General features: G+C 71.1%; 14 protein-coding genes. 12 read left to right on the top strand and 2 right to left on the bottom strand.

All coding sequences use genetic code 11. The features are described 5' to 3' along the window. The first annotated feature begins 231 nt into the window (after positions 1 to 231). The 5 genes from Aau02nite_RS24820 (at position 232) to Aau02nite_RS24800 (ending at position 5,053) form a co-directional block, all read left to right on the top strand. A complete protein-coding gene (locus Aau02nite_RS24820; protein WP_212990966.1) occupies positions 232 to 636 on the top strand; it encodes an NUDIX domain-containing protein in 405 nt (134 codons plus the stop codon). Between the two features lie 147 nt (positions 637 to 783). After that, positions 784 to 2,487, top strand: a complete 1,704-nt coding sequence (locus tag Aau02nite_RS24815) for a glycoside hydrolase 5 family protein (RefSeq protein WP_212990965.1) — start codon at positions 784 to 786, stop codon at positions 2,485 to 2,487. A gap of 136 nt (positions 2,488 to 2,623) precedes the next feature. After that, positions 2,624 to 3,871 (top strand): FAD-dependent oxidoreductase, encoded by a 1,248-nt coding sequence (locus Aau02nite_RS24810; RefSeq protein WP_212990964.1) that lies wholly within the window; start codon positions 2,624 to 2,626, stop codon positions 3,869 to 3,871. Between the two features lie 8 nt (positions 3,872 to 3,879). Further along, positions 3,880 to 4,368 carry a MarR family transcriptional regulator gene (locus tag Aau02nite_RS24805; RefSeq protein WP_246595416.1) on the top strand — a complete coding sequence of 163 codons (489 nt, stop codon included), beginning with the start codon at positions 3,880 to 3,882 and terminating at the stop codon, positions 4,366 to 4,368. A 10-nt stretch (positions 4,369 to 4,378) separates the two neighbouring features. Then, on the top strand, positions 4,379 to 5,053 hold the full coding sequence (locus Aau02nite_RS24800) for a cytidylate kinase family protein (protein WP_212990962.1): 675 nt from the start codon (positions 4,379 to 4,381) through the stop codon (positions 5,051 to 5,053). Positions 5,054 to 5,073: 20 nt separating this feature from the next. Here the strand turns inward: Aau02nite_RS24800 and Aau02nite_RS24795 are convergent, their stop codons facing one another. Continuing rightward, positions 5,074 to 6,588 (bottom strand): MFS transporter, encoded by a 1,515-nt coding sequence (locus tag Aau02nite_RS24795; protein WP_212990961.1) that lies wholly within the window; start codon positions 6,586 to 6,588, stop codon positions 5,074 to 5,076. Between the two features lie 102 nt (positions 6,589 to 6,690). Here Aau02nite_RS24795 and Aau02nite_RS24790 point away from each other — a divergent pair, with 102 nt between their 5' ends. The 5 genes from Aau02nite_RS24790 to Aau02nite_RS24765 all read left to right on the top strand — a co-directional run bounded on the left by Aau02nite_RS24790 (position 6,691) and on the right by Aau02nite_RS24765 (position 10,520). Beyond that, positions 6,691 to 7,443 carry a TetR/AcrR family transcriptional regulator C-terminal domain-containing protein gene (locus Aau02nite_RS24790; protein ID WP_212990960.1) on the top strand — a complete coding sequence of 251 codons (753 nt, stop codon included), beginning with the start codon at positions 6,691 to 6,693 and terminating at the stop codon, positions 7,441 to 7,443. Between the two features lie 34 nt (positions 7,444 to 7,477). After that, positions 7,478 to 8,518: a DUF4034 domain-containing protein gene (locus Aau02nite_RS24785; protein ID WP_212990959.1), complete on the top strand. Its 1,041-nt coding sequence runs from the start codon at positions 7,478 to 7,480 to the stop codon at positions 8,516 to 8,518. Positions 8,519 to 8,665: 147 nt separating this feature from the next. After that, the gene (locus Aau02nite_RS24775) at positions 8,666 to 9,367 is read left to right on the top strand and encodes a class I SAM-dependent methyltransferase (protein ID WP_246595417.1); all 702 of its coding nucleotides are present in this window, start codon (positions 8,666 to 8,668) and stop codon (positions 9,365 to 9,367) included. Continuing rightward, on the top strand, positions 9,364 to 9,717 hold the full coding sequence (locus Aau02nite_RS24770) for a hypothetical protein (protein ID WP_246595415.1): 354 nt from the start codon (positions 9,364 to 9,366) through the stop codon (positions 9,715 to 9,717). The genes Aau02nite_RS24775 and Aau02nite_RS24770 overlap by 4 nt, the downstream gene beginning before the upstream one ends. Continuing rightward, positions 9,717 to 10,520 (top strand): nitroreductase family protein, encoded by an 804-nt coding sequence (locus Aau02nite_RS24765; protein WP_212990957.1) that lies wholly within the window; start codon positions 9,717 to 9,719, stop codon positions 10,518 to 10,520. The genes Aau02nite_RS24770 and Aau02nite_RS24765 overlap by 1 nt, the downstream gene beginning before the upstream one ends. A 20-nt stretch (positions 10,521 to 10,540) precedes the next feature. On the opposite strand, the gene Aau02nite_RS24760 is transcribed toward Aau02nite_RS24765, so the two are convergent. After that, complete coding sequence (locus Aau02nite_RS24760) at positions 10,541 to 13,630, bottom strand: CHAT domain-containing protein (RefSeq protein WP_212990956.1); 3,090 nt, start codon at positions 13,628 to 13,630, stop codon at positions 10,541 to 10,543. Positions 13,631 to 13,682: 52 nt separating this feature from the next. Here Aau02nite_RS24760 and Aau02nite_RS24755 point away from each other — a divergent pair, with 52 nt between their 5' ends. Both Aau02nite_RS24755 and Aau02nite_RS24750 read left to right on the top strand, forming a co-directional pair. After that, positions 13,683 to 14,069 (top strand): hypothetical protein, encoded by a 387-nt coding sequence (locus Aau02nite_RS24755; protein ID WP_212990955.1) that lies wholly within the window; start codon positions 13,683 to 13,685, stop codon positions 14,067 to 14,069. Continuing rightward, positions 14,066 to 14,977, top strand: coding sequence for a hypothetical protein (locus Aau02nite_RS24750; RefSeq protein ID WP_212990954.1), 912 nt, complete (start codon positions 14,066 to 14,068; stop codon positions 14,975 to 14,977). Before Aau02nite_RS24755 ends, Aau02nite_RS24750 begins: the two co-directional genes overlap by 4 nt. The last annotated feature ends 1 nt before the right edge of the window (position 14,978 follow it).

Raw genomic sequence — 14,978 nt, 5'->3', positions numbered from 1 at the left:
CGCTGATCAGCGCGGTTAGCGCGGCGGCCGCTCGGCGAAGGGCACGCCCGGGACCTCGGCCTCGAGTGCGGCGCGCAGCTCGGCCGGCCTCATCGTGGCGCTGACGATCTCGATCTCCACGGCGGTTCCCCTCGGAGGATGCGTGACCGCCATGCTACGCAACGCTCGCATATGGACGGCCGCTTTCAGTCGCGACGTTCTTGTCGGATGGTCCTGCCACAATCCTCAGCCATGCACGAGATCGTTACCGCGGCGCTGGTACGCGAAGGTCGAGTCCTCCTCGTCCACCGCAGCCCGGACCGCCACGCCTACCCGGACGTGTGGGATCTCCCCGGCGGGCACATCGAGCCGGGCGAGACAGAGCTGGCTGCACTCACCAGAGAGCTTCACGAGGAACTGGGCGTGCGGATAGCAACGATCTCGGCGATTCATCTGTGCCGGCTGGAGGCCGGCCACGGCGAGCAATCCGTACGCTTCAGCGCCTGGCTTGTCGGCGAGTGGGAGGGGACACCGACCAACGTCGCTCCCGAGGAACATGACGAGATCCGTTGGTTCCGTCCCGAGGAGGTTCCGCCGCTCGCCCACGAACTCATGGGCCCGGTGTTGGTGGAAGCGATGCGGAGTGCCCGCGCCTGAACGCCGACGCGCCGTCAATGGCGGATCTCCGTTGGCCGACCGTGGCCGGTTGCGGCCGTCGGGATTGTGCCGGGTGGTGTGCGAGCGGGATCGTCGCCTTCGGGTGCTGGCCCGGGTCGCGGCGGCGCACGACGCGGGGAGCACGTTATGGGTATCGCCGGACGGGGCCGGGTCCCGGTCGTGGCTGCGCTGCTGCTGTTCATGCTGGCGGGCCTGGGGGCGCCGGTGAACGCCGCCGGGGCCGAGACGCCGTACGTCCGGGCCGAGGGGACCAGGTTCGTGCTCGACGGCCGGTCGTTCTACGTCGCCGGGACGAACAACCACTATCTCGGCTGGGGCACCCGCGCCGAGGTCGACTCGGTGCTGGAATCGGCCGCCGGGTCGGGGTACAACGTCGTCCGCGGCATTCTGCACTCGGTGAAGGGCTCACCGGACGGCACGACGAAGCGGCACGTGTGGAATCCGGCGAGCACCGCCGACTCGTCCAACATGGGCGTCCACGGCACCTATCTGGCCTACTGGGATCCCGCGCGGAGCACGTACGCCTTCAACGACAGCGCGACCGACGGCCTGGGCCGGTGGGACTACGTGATTTTCAAGGCGGGCCGGCTGGGGCTGCGACTCAACATCGCCATGCTCGACTTCTGGCAGTGGGCGGGCGGTTCGCAGCAGGTCAACGCCTGGTATCTCGACGGTTACGACGCGGCCGCCGATCCGCGGCGGTACACCTTCTTCTACCAGGATCCGCGGGCCAAGCAGTTCTACCGAGACTGGACGGCGCACGTCCTCAACCGGGTGAACCCGCTGACCGGCATCCGTTACAAGGACGATCCGACGATCTTCGCGTGGGACCTCATGAACGAGCCGGAGGTCAGCTCCGTCGCGCTCGCCCAGAGCTGGATGCAGGAGATGGCCTCGCACCTGAAGGCCCAGGGCGCACGTCAACTGGTGGGCAGCGGCAGCGAGGGCTTCTACGACGGGCGGGCGGGCAGCGACCCGGACACCGAGCCGGCGGCGGTCCCCGCCGTCGACTTCCAGACGTGGCACGTCTATCCGACCTACCACAACGTGCCGCCCGCGGACGTCACCGACCTGATCGAGCGGCATTGCGCTTCGGCGCGCCGGGCGGGGAAGCCGGTGCTGTTGCAGGAGTTCGCGTACCCGGCGACGACCGAGGCCGCCCGGGAGAGCCGGGCGGAGCTGTACCGAACCTGGCTGGCAGCGGTGCAGGCGAACGACGACTGTGCCGGCTGGTTGTACTGGCGGCTGGAGGGCAAGGTGAAGCCGCAACCGACGCGGCCGCACCCGCAGGACGACACGGCCGATCCGGGTACGTTCGTCTGGCCGGCGGACAACGGCGAAGGATTCGGCATCAACGGCTCGACCGACCCGGCGTACCCGGTGTTCGCCAGCGCGGCGGCGGACATGCGCGCCAAGAACGTCTCCACCGTGGTCGACGACGCCGTCACGGGCGTCGGCGGATGGACCTACAGCGACGGGTGGACCCACTGCACGAACTGCGACGAGCTCACGCCGCCGGTGGCGTACCACGGCCGTTCGCAGAGCTGGAGTGCCGTCGCCGGCCGGACCGCCACGCTGACCTTCACCGGCGTCCGGGTCAGCTACTACGGGGTCATCGCGGCCCACCACGGCGTCGCCGCCGTATCGGTCGACGGCGGACCCGAAACCCTGATAGACCTTCACGGTACGACCAAGGCCGGCGACGTCCTCGTGTGGACCAGCCCTACCCTGCCGCGCGGCAGCCACACCTTGCGCATCCGCGTGACCGGATACCGTAACGCCGTCTCAGCCGGCACCGGCGTCACCCTGGACCGCGCCGCCTTCGAGTAGCAGCGGAATCTGCTGGACTCACCGCAGTCAGCTCGTTCAGGCGGCGAGGATGGCGGTGAAGCGCTGCTGCGCGAGGTCGAGTTGCTGGGTACTCGCCCTACTAGTGCTCAATCATCTTAGTCATTAAGATAACCGCATGGGCATATCGACCGACTTCTCAGTGGCGATCGCCGGCGCCGGCCTTTCCGGACTCTGCCTCGCCCAGTACCTGATGCGGGCCGGCATCGACGTGCACGTCTACGAGCGGGACCCGGGCCCCTTCGTCCGGCAGCAGGGCTACCGGATCATTCTCGACCGGTACGGGCTGGAGGCGCTGCGCGAGAGCCTGCCCCGCCCGCTGTACCGCCTGGCGCTGGCCACCGGCGACGAGCCCGGCGGGCACCTGCGCTTCACCGACAGCCGGCTGCGGGACGCGTTCACCATCACCTTCAAGGACGAGCCGCACGCGACCCGCCAGGTCGACCGGCTGACCCTGCGGTCGATCCTGATGTCGGGACTGGACGGACGCATCCACTACGGCAAGGCCGCCGTCGGGTTGGACAGTGGCGGCGCGGGCGGGCTGCGGCTGCGGTTCGCCGACGGCGGGGCCGTCGCGGCGACCGTCGTCGTGGGCGCGGACGGCGTCGGCTCGGCACTGCGTGCGCAGATCACGCCCGACGCCGGCCCGGCGAGCACCCCGATGGCGGGCATCTACGGCCGGTCGCCCCTGCGGCAGGACGGTGCGAGTGTCATCCCGGACGCGCTGCGGACCAGTGGGGTTCTGGCCATCGCCGACCGGCCGGGACGCGCCTTCTTCTTCACCTCCATGCGCTTCGGCGAGAGCCCGCGGGAGGCATTCGCGCGCTTGGCCCCGGGCAGTTATGCGCCCACCGGCGACGACTACGTCATGTGGGGGCTGCTGCTCCGGCAGGAGGAGGTGCCCGACGGCGTACGCGGGAACCTGCTGGCGCTGCGGGAGCTGGCCGTCCGGATGACCACGGACTTCCACCCGCTCATCCGGCGGCTGGTCGACACGGCCGAGCTGGACGCCACGGTGCTCAACCTCTTCGCCACCGGCCGGCGCCCGCGGGAGTGGGCGGTGCCCCGGGCGACGATGATGGGCGACGCCGTGCACGTCATGCCGCCGTTCGGTGCTCAGGGCGGCAACACCGCACTCCGCGACGCCGCCCTGCTCGGGCACAGGCTGGTCGAGGCCCGGGCGAACGGCACGCCGGTGGAGGAGGCGATCGCCGGTTACCAGGACGAGATGGTGCCCTACGCCTTCCGCGCCGTCGACACCGCCGCCGGTCTGATGCGCCGCCTCACCGGGGGCGCGGCTGCACCGCACTGGGTGCTGACCCGCGTGCTACCGCGGCTGCACCGGGTCACCGTGCCGGAGGCATGATTGCGGGCATGTCCCACGAGCCGGCCCGTGCGTCCGCGATCGCCGACCTCATGCGCGCCGGGCGGGAGACCGCACGGCTGTCCATGGTGTTCCGGTACGCCATCGCGGACCGGCTGGGCCTCACCGTGAGCGACCTGGAGTGCCTGGACTTCCTGGCGGACGCCGGATCCGCCACCGCGGGGCAGATCGCCGAGCGGACCAACCTCACCACCGGGGCCGTGACCAGCATGCTCCGCCGGCTCCAGCAGGCCGGATACCTCACGGCCGAACGCGATCCGGCGGACCGGCGGCGGGTGATCGTCACCCTGCGGCCCGAGCGGACCGCCGAGCTGGAGCGACCGTACGAGCGGTTCGCCGAGCGGACGGCGCAGCTCATCGAGGGCTACAGCGTCGAGGAGATCACGCTGCTGGTCCGGCACAATGACCGTATGCAGGCGATGTACCTCGCCGAGCTGGACCGCCTCCGCAGCGGCGACACCGCGCAGCAGACGGCCTGAGCGACGGGGCATGGACCGGGGCACGCGCGACGAGATGGTCGGCCGCCTGGCTGAGGCGGTCGGGTCCGTCACCGGCGCGCACCCGACGCGGGTCGCCGTCGACGGACCGCCCGCCGCAGGCAAGACCACGCTCGCGGACGAACTGGCCGTCGTCCTGCGGGCCCAGGGTCGCGACGTCATCCGCGCGACGATCGACGATTTCCTCTTCCCCCGGGCGCAGCGTTATCCGCGCGGCGAGTATTCGGCCGAAGGCTGCTACTTCGACACCCACGACTACGACGCGCTGAACCGGGTGCTGCTCGATCCGCTCGGCCCGGGCGGAGACCGACGCTTCCAACACGCGGTCTACGACCGTACCGCGGACACCGTGCTGTCCCCGCCGGTCGCGGCTGCCCCCGCCGGCGCCGTGCTGGTCTTCGACGGTGTCTTCCTCATGCGACCGGAACTGATGGACCGGTGGGATCTGCGGATCTTCGTGTCGGTCGCGCTCGAGAACACCGTGGAACGTGCCGTGGTCCGGGAGCGCCGGGTGTCGTCCCGGGCCGACGTCGAACGGCGCTGGCGTGAGCGTTACATCCCCTCCCAGCAGCTCTACTTCGCTGCGGTCCGCCCCACCGAGCACGCCGACGTCATCGTGCACAACGACGAGCCCCGGGCGCCGGTCTGGCAGATCCGGACGCACTGACCGTCGCCGTCCACCAGGGTTCAGCCGGCCAGTTGCGGCTCCGGCTCGGCGGGGGCATCCTCGGGGGCGGCCACCGGCGGCTTCGGGCGGAGGACGGTCACCGCGACCACGGCGGCCATGATGCCGCCGACGACACCGATCAGGGAGGTCGACGCGATCGCCGACACGAAGGAGTCCTGCGCGACCCGGGCCAGGGTGGCGTCACCGGTGGTGGCCGCGATGCGCAGGGCGTCGCCGATCGAGTCGCGCGCCTGGTCGGCTGCGTCGGCGGGCATCGCGGCGCGGTAGGTGGCGGTGAGCACGCTGCCGAGCACGGCGACACTCAGTGCCGTGCCGACCTGCTGAACGGTGTCGTTGACGGCGGAACCGACGCCCACCCGCTCCGGCGGGAGGGCGCTCATCAGCGTTCCGTAGGCGGCGGGCCCGGCGGTGCCGCTGCCCATGCCGAGGACGACCAGGGCGAGAGCCAGTTTCGGGTAGCCGTCGCCGGGCGACAGTGACGCGAGGACCCCGAAGCCGGCCGACATCAGCAGCAGGCCGGCCGTCAGCGCCGTACGGGTGCCGAAGCGCTTGTCGATCACGACGCCCACGCCGTTGAAGATCATGGCGGTGACCAGCATCGGGATGAACGCGGTGCCGGCTTTGAGGGGCTCGTAGCCGAGTACGAACTGCAGGTACTGGGTGAGGGCGAGCAGCACGCCCCCGGCGGAGAACGACAACAGCACGATCGAGAGGCTGGCGCCCGCGAAGTTCCGGTCGCGGAACAGCTTGAGAGGCAGCATCGGCTCGGCGACCCGGCGCTCCCACCAGGTGAACGCGCCCAGCCCGGCCACCGCGACGGCAAAACCGCCGAGGGTGGACGGTGAGTCCCAGCCGTGCTGCGCCGAGCTGATGACGCCCCAGACCAGGGCCGTCATGCCGATCATCGAGAGCAGCGCGCCGAGCAGGTCGGGACGGCTCGCCTCGCCGCGCGACTCAGGAATGATCGCCAGGGCGGCGACGATGCCGAGAACGGCGATCGGCACGTTGAGCAGGAAGATCGAGCCCCACCAGAAGTGCTCGAGCAGCAGGCCGCCGAGGCTGGGACCGCCGAGGGCACCGAGCATCAGCACCGAACTCCAGATGGCGATGGCCTTCTTGCGCTCGTCCTCGGCGAAGACGGTGGTGAGGATCGAGAGGGTGCCCGGCATCAGGAAAGCGGCGCCGACCCCCATCAGGCCGCGGACGGCGATGAGCTGCTCGGGCGTCTGGCACAGCGTGGCCAGCACCGAAGCGCTGCCGAAGACGATGAGCCCGATCACCAGCCCCCGGCGGCGGCCGTGGCGGTCCGACAGGCTGCCCGCCGTGAGCAGCAGACCGGCGAAGACCAGGATGTAGGCGTCGATGATCCACTGAATTTGGGCGGTGCTCGCCCCGAGGTCGCGGATGAGCGACGGGATCGCGATGTTGAGCACCATGTTGTCGACGACGACCACCAGCAGGCTCAGACAGAGCACGCCCAGGATCAGCCAGCGCCGAGGATTGCGGTCCGTCATGTCGGCCCCTCTCGTACAGTGTGCGATAAGCTCGAACACCGTACCAGTAGACTCGAACGCTGTGCGAGGGCATTTAGAATGGGCAGGTCGAAGGGATCCTGCATGCCGTCGCAGTCCGACTCGTTCACCGGTTCCGTCTGGTTGCGGCCGCCGCGCGCGCAAACCGGCCAGCCCAGCCTGAGCCGTGAGCAGATCGTCCGCGCGGCGATCGAGCTGCTCGACGCCGAAGGCCCGGCCGGGCTCAGCATGCGCCGGCTCGGCACCAAGCTCGGTGCGGGCGCGACGTCGCTCTACTGGCACGTGGCGAACAAGGACGAGCTGCTCGAGCTGGCGGTCGACGAGGTGCTGGGTGAGGTGTACGTGCCGCTGCCCGGCGACACGAGCTGGCGGATGGGCGCGTCGATCTGCGCGAACGGCATGCGGTCGGCGCTGCTGCGGCACCCGTGGGTGATCGGCCTGCTAGGCCTGCACCCGACGCTCGGCCCGAACGCGATGCGGCTGGGCGAACGGCTCGTCACCCTCTTCACCAGGGCGGGCTTCAGCGGCATGGCGTTGTCGCATGCGACCGCCGTGCTGAACTCGCACGCTATCGGCTCGGCGACCTCCGAGGCGGCGATCAGGTCGGCGCTGAAACGTACGGGAAAGACGTGGAAAGAGGTCGCGGAGGACGTGGAGCCCTACCTCGAGCGGCTCGGCCCCCAGAACCCCCACTACGACAAGTGGCGCAAGGAGACCGGGCCGCTGCGTCAGGACCCGGATCAAGTGCTCGAGGAGTCGTACGCGTTCGGTTTGGAGCGGTTGCTCGACGGCCTGGAGATGTGGCTGGCCAAGAATCCGGGTCAGACCTCGGCCTGACCGGAGCCGATGCGAAGGTCTACCCTCGTCGGCGATGATCACGACTGTATGGCGGCTGCTCACCCGGCAGATCGACACGAACCCTGCGCAGGACGACGCCGCCCTGCGCGAGGCGTGTACGCAGGCGCGGTACGGCACCGACGACGGGCCGGCCCGGCAGATCGTGATCGGCAGCCGGAGCGACTACGACCGTCGGGCCCGCTACGTCCGCGTGATGGCCGAGTCGACTGCCGGTGGCCTGGGTTCCCGGATCGACCGGTCGACCGGCCGGGTCGACACCGAGGCGGCCTGGACCGATCGGTGGGCAGCACGCTGCCCCACCGATCCGGATGCTCAGCTCGTCCGTGCCCGGTCTCTGATGGAAAGAGCCTGGGAGGTCCGTGGCGGCGGCTGGGCCAGCGGCGTCCGACCGGAGCAGTGGGCGGAATTCAGACGCCTGCTGCAGCGGGCCGGAGAGGCGAACGACCGGGCGATGCAGCTGGCGCCGCAGGACCCCACGCCGTGGGTGAACCGGCTGCATCTCATGATCGACCGCAGTGCGTCACGGGAAGACGTCGAGGAGACGTGGCGTGAGCTGACCCGGCGGGACCCCTGGCACCGGGACGGACACCAGCTCATGCTGACGTACCTCTGCCGCAAGTGGAGCGGCTCTCACGAGCAGATGTTCAGCTTTGCCCGGTCCGTCGCCGCCGCAGCACCCGTGGGATCGCCGTTGCATGTGCTGCCGGTGCGGGCCGCCGCCGAGTGGGCCCTGTGGGAGCAGGAACGCGAGTCGCCGCGCCGTACCGCCGCGGAGATCGGCGAGCGGTGGCGCCAGGATCCGGTCATGCAGTCCGACCTCGACAACGCGCTGGCCCGATGGTTCCGCCAGCCGGCGAACCGGCACGCGGACTGGCTCCATGACGTGAACTTCCTGGCGTACGGGCTGGCCCGCAGCGGCCGCGACGCGGACGCCGCGCCGGTCTTCGCGTCGATCGGCAAGTATCTGACCAGTATTCCGTGGTCCTGGTATGGCCACGAGCGTGGAGATGTGTTCTTCATCCGGGCCCGTAGCCGGGCCCGTCGCCTCGCCTGACGTTTCCTCGCGAAGTGCGCGGCGTAGGGCCGTCCACGGGTCCTCGCCCGGTTCGAGGCCGCCGCCGTCCGTTCCGTTAGCGCATGGTCCTGGTGGGTATGCCGTCCAAGGTTGATCACCGTGCGGTGAAGGAGGCGGATGGTGGCTATGCCCCGCGCAGCGCTCGCCCGGCGAGACACCGAATCACAGGAGTTCATGGATGCCCCGGGCTGCGACCCCGACCGGCTGGAACGGACCTACCAGCAGTTCAGCACCATCAACCGGCTCGTTTCGGGCTGGCGGCGCATCTACCGGCAGTGGATCCGGCCGCGCCTGGATGCCGAGCGACCGACGACGCTGCTGGACATAGGCTTCGGTGGCGGGGACATCCCTCGCGCCCTCGCCGGATGGGCTGCTCGGGACCGGCTGGTTCTCCGTACGACAGCCATCGACCCGGACGAGCGTGCCCTTCGTCATGTACGCGGGCTGCCGCCGGCCGGAGTTCGGTTCGAGCAGGCGTCGAGTGCGGACCTGGTCGCCCGGGGTGAACGGTACGACCTGGTGATCTCCAACCACCTCCTGCACCACCTGGACCCGGCGGGGCTGGCCGCCCTGCTGACGGACAGTCAGGCACTGGCGCGCCGGCTGGTCGTCCACAACGACCTGGCGCGGGCGCGCGGGGGCTATGGCCTCTACGCCGTCGCCACACTGCCGTTCGCCCGCCGGTCTTTCATCCATCAGGACGGGTTGCTCTCGATCCGCCGCAGTTACCGACGTCCGGAGCTGCAGGCGGTCGTGCCGCCGGGGTGGCAGGTCAGGTCGATGTTCCCGCAGCGTCTCCTGCTCACCCACGAGGGAGCACACCGGTGAGCGACCGTCGGAGGCGCGCACGCATGGCCCTGCCGCTGATCACCGCGGCAGGCGTGAGCTACGCGAGCAACGCCGCCTTCGGCGCGGCCGTCGCCGTGGGTGCGGTCGACAACAGGCGCATCCGCTGGGTCCACCATGCCCTGTACATCGTGACCTCATCGCTGACCACGGTCGCGCTCGCTGCCAGCGCGATCGAGCGCCGAGCGGCCGGTCTGGCCCTGCTGCCGGCGGTCGGCCCGCTCATCGTCCTTCCGTACGCCGGCGGACAGCTTCGCCGGCATGCCGCCGTTGCCGGGTCCGCGGCGCCGGCGTACGCCACCGCTCTCGTTCTGGCCTGGAGGAGTCGCTGATGGAGTTTCTCGATGTGGTGCGCCGTCGCCGGACCACCAACGGTGCGTTCCTGCCCGATCCGGTCTCCGAGGAGCACCAGCGGCTCCTGATGGAGGTCGCGGGCCGCGCGCCGTCGCAGCTCAACAGCCAGCCGTGGCGGTTCGTGATCGTGGAGGAACGCCCGACGATCGAAGCCATCGCGCAGATCAGCGGCGAGAGCATGACCGAGGCGATGTCCAACGGCACCTTCTTCGAGCGCTACAAGCCGTACTTCCGCTTCAGCAAAGAGGAGATGGAACGCCGCCGCGACGGGATGCTGTTCGACCGCCTGCCTGCACCGCTGCGCCCGTTCACCAGTCAGGTCTTCACCGCCCGGGGGCAGAAGCTCATGAACGCCATGCGGGTGCCCCAGAGCCTGGGCGAGGAGAACCGCAAACTCGTCGCCGGATCGCCCCTGCTGCTCGGCGTGATGCTCGACCGGTCCGAGTACCGGCCCGGAGAACTGTCGTCCTTCTACTCCGTGTTCAGCATGGGCGCGGCGATGGAGAACGTCTGGCTCACCACCGTGGAACTCGGCATGGGCATCCAGTTCGTCTCCTTCCCGATGGAGGTCCCCGGGCGCTGGGACGAGATCGTCCGCCTGCTGCAGGTGCCGGACGACCTCGAGCTGATGGCCGTCTACCGCCTGGGCTACCTACCTCCGCAGCAGCGGCGACCTCCCATCGACTGGACCAGCGAGCAGCGCAGGTTGCCTTCGCAGTACGTCTTCCGGGGCACCTGCGCCACCCCACAAGAAGGCTGGGACCAGAGAACTACCGGATAGGCGGCCGGCCGGGTGTCGCGTCAGAGGCCGTGGTGGACGTGGGCGGCCCACTGGGTCGGCAGAGCGGGGTAGCGGGCGCGGTGGGCGTGCACGGCCTGGTGCAGGGCTGCCGCCGCAGCGGCGGGATCCGGTCCGGTGCGGCCCGGGGCCGTGAGGTGGGTGTAGAAACCCTCGGCGATCAGTGCGGCGGCGCGGTCGTTGACCGGCCACAGGGTGCCGACTACCGCCAGGTAACCGGCGAGCTGGAAGGCGGCCGTCAGGTGCACCGCCTCGTCGGCGTGGTCCGCCGTGGTGTGGGTGACGCTGCACGCCGACAGGTAGGCCAGCTCGCCACGGTCGAGGTGCATCCCGCTGATGGCGGTGACCGTCAGCGGGCGTTCGAGGTGGTCGCGCAGCAGCAGGCGGCTCTCGGTCGGGCTGAGCAGGTCGGCGATGCCGTGGCAGGCGAAATGCGTGATGTCGTGGCGCGGTAGCGCGGCGGTGACAGCGCCGTGGTCGGGTGAGCGCAGGATCGTCGTGCCTGGCAGCAGCCGGGCGACCAGATCGGCTTCAGCGGTCGCTCCGGGCAACGGCGCGGCGCCGGGAGGTTCGGGCACGGACACCACCAGGGCGGAGACCTTCCGGTACGGGCGGGATCCGGTCCGGCGCGCGTGGGTGAGCGCGCGGATCGTGGTGGTGTAGGAGGAAACAACCCGATCCAGTACGGTGTCATCCCCGCCCCCGGCATGCCGGCCCGCGGCGTGGAGCGGCAGGAGCGTGCACGGACCAACCGGGCACCACCAGAGCCTCGGCCACGATTCGCCCTCGGCCGGTGGACCGGTCCGGCCCAGTGCCGTGAGGATCGGGTCGGCGGCGGCTTCCCACAGCCACTCGAGGACGCGCAGCACGTCCTGCTGAGCCTGCCGGCGTTCGGCAGCGCTGCCCGGCCCGGTCGCCGACCGCTGGGCGCGGTGCAGTGCCGCAACCCGGTCGTCGACCGCTGCCAGGCTCAGCAGTGGCAGATTCACGACGACGACCGGCTCGCCGGGGCTGTTGGTGACGATCAGGGCGCTGCCGTGGTCGCGATGAGCGACGACGCAGACGACCGGTCCGTGCCGCGCCTGGTCGCGGAGGCGCTCGATCGGCGGTGGCAGGAGGAAATCGTGCAGCCCGGCTTGTGCCCGGATGCGCGTCATCAGCTCGTCCCAGCTCCGGTTCAGCCGGGTACGCAGTTCGCCCAGCGCCTGGCCGCTCGGTGGTTCGTGACTCGGGGTCGCGCCGCTCGCCACTGTGGCCGGCGCATCCGTATCGGCACCTTCGATCGCCCGGATCAGTTCGTCCAGTTCCGTGGCCAGGCGTGGGGCGCGGGAGCGCAGCCCGGCCAGATCTCCGCGCCGGTCGAGGAGCCCGCCCAGGGTGACGCCCCGGGCCTGCTCCAGCAGTTCCACGGCTCGGTCCGGCCGGCCCGCCCGGATCGCGGCCTCCGCCGCCGTCGAGGCCAGCCCGGCCATGGTGACGGCGTGGTGGACGCGGTCGTCGAAGCCCAGGTGCCGCGGGGCGATCCTCGGGAGCTGACCCACCCCCCGCTCGGCCATCGCCAGGGCGGCGTCCGGGTCCCCCGCACGCAGGTACGCCTCGGCGGCCTTCAGCGCGCCCCGGCCACGGACATGCACCGGTGCGGTGGTCGTGTTCGCAGCCTCGGCATAGGTACGGCAGCACTCGGCCAGGGTGGCGGGGTCACCGCTGTGGTCGTACCGCTTCTCCAGGGCCAGACCGAGGCGGAGCAGGGAGAGGCCGCGCCCGGGCTCGGCCGGCGGGGTGAGTGAGAGGGCACCCCGCCCCGCCTCCACTGCCGCGGTCAGGTCGTCCGGGCGCCCGTGCACGGTGAACGACGTCACCAGGGCGGCGCAGAGGTCGTCCAGACGGTCGCCGCGGCCGGTCGGGTGTCCGCTGCCGGCCCCGACCGCTTCCCGCAGCGTCCGTACCGCCTCGTCGGCGAGGGCCGGCCGGTCCCCGTGCTCGGCCGCCATCCACAGCATCCGGCCGAGCGCGCTGAGGAAGGTGACCCGCTGCGGATGACCACGGGGCACCTTGGCGAGGGCCTCCCGGGTGAGTTCGACGGCCTCGTCGAGCAGAGCGGGGCGCCGGGTGCGCTGGAACAGGGCGATCAGCGTGCCCGCGAGATTGACCAGGTGGCCGTCGGACCACGCGCCGGTGTGCCGGGTGGTGGCGACCACCCGACGGCCCGTTTCGACGGCTTCCTCCAGCACGGCCAGCTCACCACTGGCGGCGTACGAGACCATCAGGGTGGCATTGAGGTTGCTCAGCAGGCCGGCCGCGTACGGGGAACCGGGCTGCATGGCGGCCACCGAGTCGCGGCTCGCGGCCACGGCCTCCGTCAGGATCGCCGGATCCCCGTCCTGCTGGTGCAGTTGCAGCAGGACGAGTCCCAGGTTGGTCGAGAGGGCGGCGGACTCGTCGTCACTGTGCGGTGTGCTGATCGCCGCCCGGCAGAGCTGGACGCTCTCCCGGAGTACGGCCAGGTCCCCGGTCGATCGGTACCGGACCTGCAGCACTGTGCTGAGACCGCTCAGGCAGAGACTCCGGTGCCGGTGGCCGTCCGGGAGGGAATCCAGCTCCTCCCGGATCAGCCGCTCGGCGTGGTCCAGCAACTCGGTTCCGCCCGCCTGCTCGTATCTCGCCACCAGGGCGGTCACGTAGTTGCCGACGTACACGGCATGATCCGGATCGCCAGGATCCGTCGCGGCCATCGCCCGGCCCAGGAACCGGACCGACCGGAGCAGGTGCCAGGTCCGTCCGGTCCTGACGTAGACCTCCAGCGCCTGCAGGCCCCGGTTCCGCGCGGTGACCGGTCGCCACAGGCTCCGATTCCTGATCCCGCTGAGCAACGCCAGCACGGGAAGCACCATCCACCACGTCGGCCAGGTGAGATAGACCAGTACCCCGGCCACGGGAAGGGCGAGGAGGCCGGGCAGCCCCATCACGACGAGGCAGCTGAGCGGAATCCACCAGGGCCCGCCCGAATCGATCAGGATCACCGTGCCGGCGACCACCGCCAGCGTGACGACGCATCCACTGTCGACCTGAACGCGTACCTTGGGAACGGCCACATCGAGCATTGTCACTCAGGCTCATACACCGCCGGTCCATCCAGGAGGTCGCGTGCCGATGACCCGGGTCGCCACCCTGTGCGCGAACCTCGACCTTGATCCGCGGGTACGGGAAGCGCTCGACGACGGGGGCCTGACCGACGCCCAGTGGGACGCACTCGTGGCCGCGGTCCGCGCCGGCCGGCCGGGCGATGCGATCGTGGCGCTGCTGGACGCCGTGGAGGAGGCCGCCGCCACCGCCGGCCTGGACGGGATCAGCACCGGACCGCGAGGATTCGAGCCGCTGCCCGGAGGTACGGCCGGATCACGGGCGGTGCGCGGGTGGCGGTGCCCTCACCCACGTCCCTGCGGCCGGGGTGAACCCGACCGCGACGGGCGGGCGCCCGCCTGTGCGCTGACCGGCGACCCGCTGGCTCCGGTACGGGTCGTCAGCGAGTGACCGGGTTCCTCGAGGCACTGGGCAAGAAGGCCGCCGAGCGGTGGCTGGTCCTGCTCGTACTGCCCGGTGTCCTGTGGCTGGCGACGGCTCTCGTGGCCGTACACCTCGGCCACCGCGACGCGCTGCACCCCGGAGCCGTCGTCGACTGGATCAGCCGGTGGACGAAGGGTCCGCACCCCTCCGGCCTGCTGGTCGCGATCGTCGCCGGCACGCTGGTCGGCAGCGCGGCGGCCGGGCTCCTGGCGACCAGCATCGGCTGGGCGCTGCGGCGCGGCTGGCTGCTGCCCGGCCGGCGCCGGCCGGCCCGCTGGCTCGTCGAGTGGCGGCGCGCCCGGTGGGGTCGCGAGTCCCGCCGGGTCGAGGCGCTGGTCACCGAGGCGATCGGGGCGGCGGGTACCGCGTCGGAGGTCGTGACCGGACCCGGGATCGCCGAGGCGCTGGCCCGCCGCGACGCCGTCGGCCTGGAAGTGCCGGAGCGTCCAACATGGATTGGCGACCGCTGGCGTGCTGCCACAGTACGGGTCCGGCGTGCGTACGGCCTCGATCTGACCGTCGTCTGGCCCCGGCTGTGGACTGTCCTGCCGGAACAGCTGCGCACGGACATCGCCGCCGCTCAACTGGCGTACACATCTGCGGCGACGCTGACCGGGTGGGCTCTGCTCTACGCCGCACTCGGCGTGGTCTGGTGGCCCGCGCCGCTCATCGGCGTGGTGGTGGCCGGCGCCGGCGTGTTCCGGGCGCGGACCGCCACCGCGACCGTGTGTGATCTCGTGGAGACCGCTGCCGACCTCTACGGTCCGGTGCTCGCCGAGCAACTCCGTACCCCTGTGTCCGGGCCTTTCACCACCGACCTCGGTGACGAGATCAGCGCTCGGCTCCGCAAGGACCCACCGGCCGTCCGGCCCTGAG

The sequence above is a fragment of the Actinoplanes auranticolor genome (genome assembly GCF_018332655.1).
In the GTDB taxonomy this organism is placed as follows: Bacteria; Actinomycetota; Actinomycetes; order Mycobacteriales; family Micromonosporaceae; genus Actinoplanes; species Actinoplanes auranticolor.
Note: the sequence above shows the minus strand (reverse complement) of the source record. Positions and strands in the feature narration are given on the sequence as shown.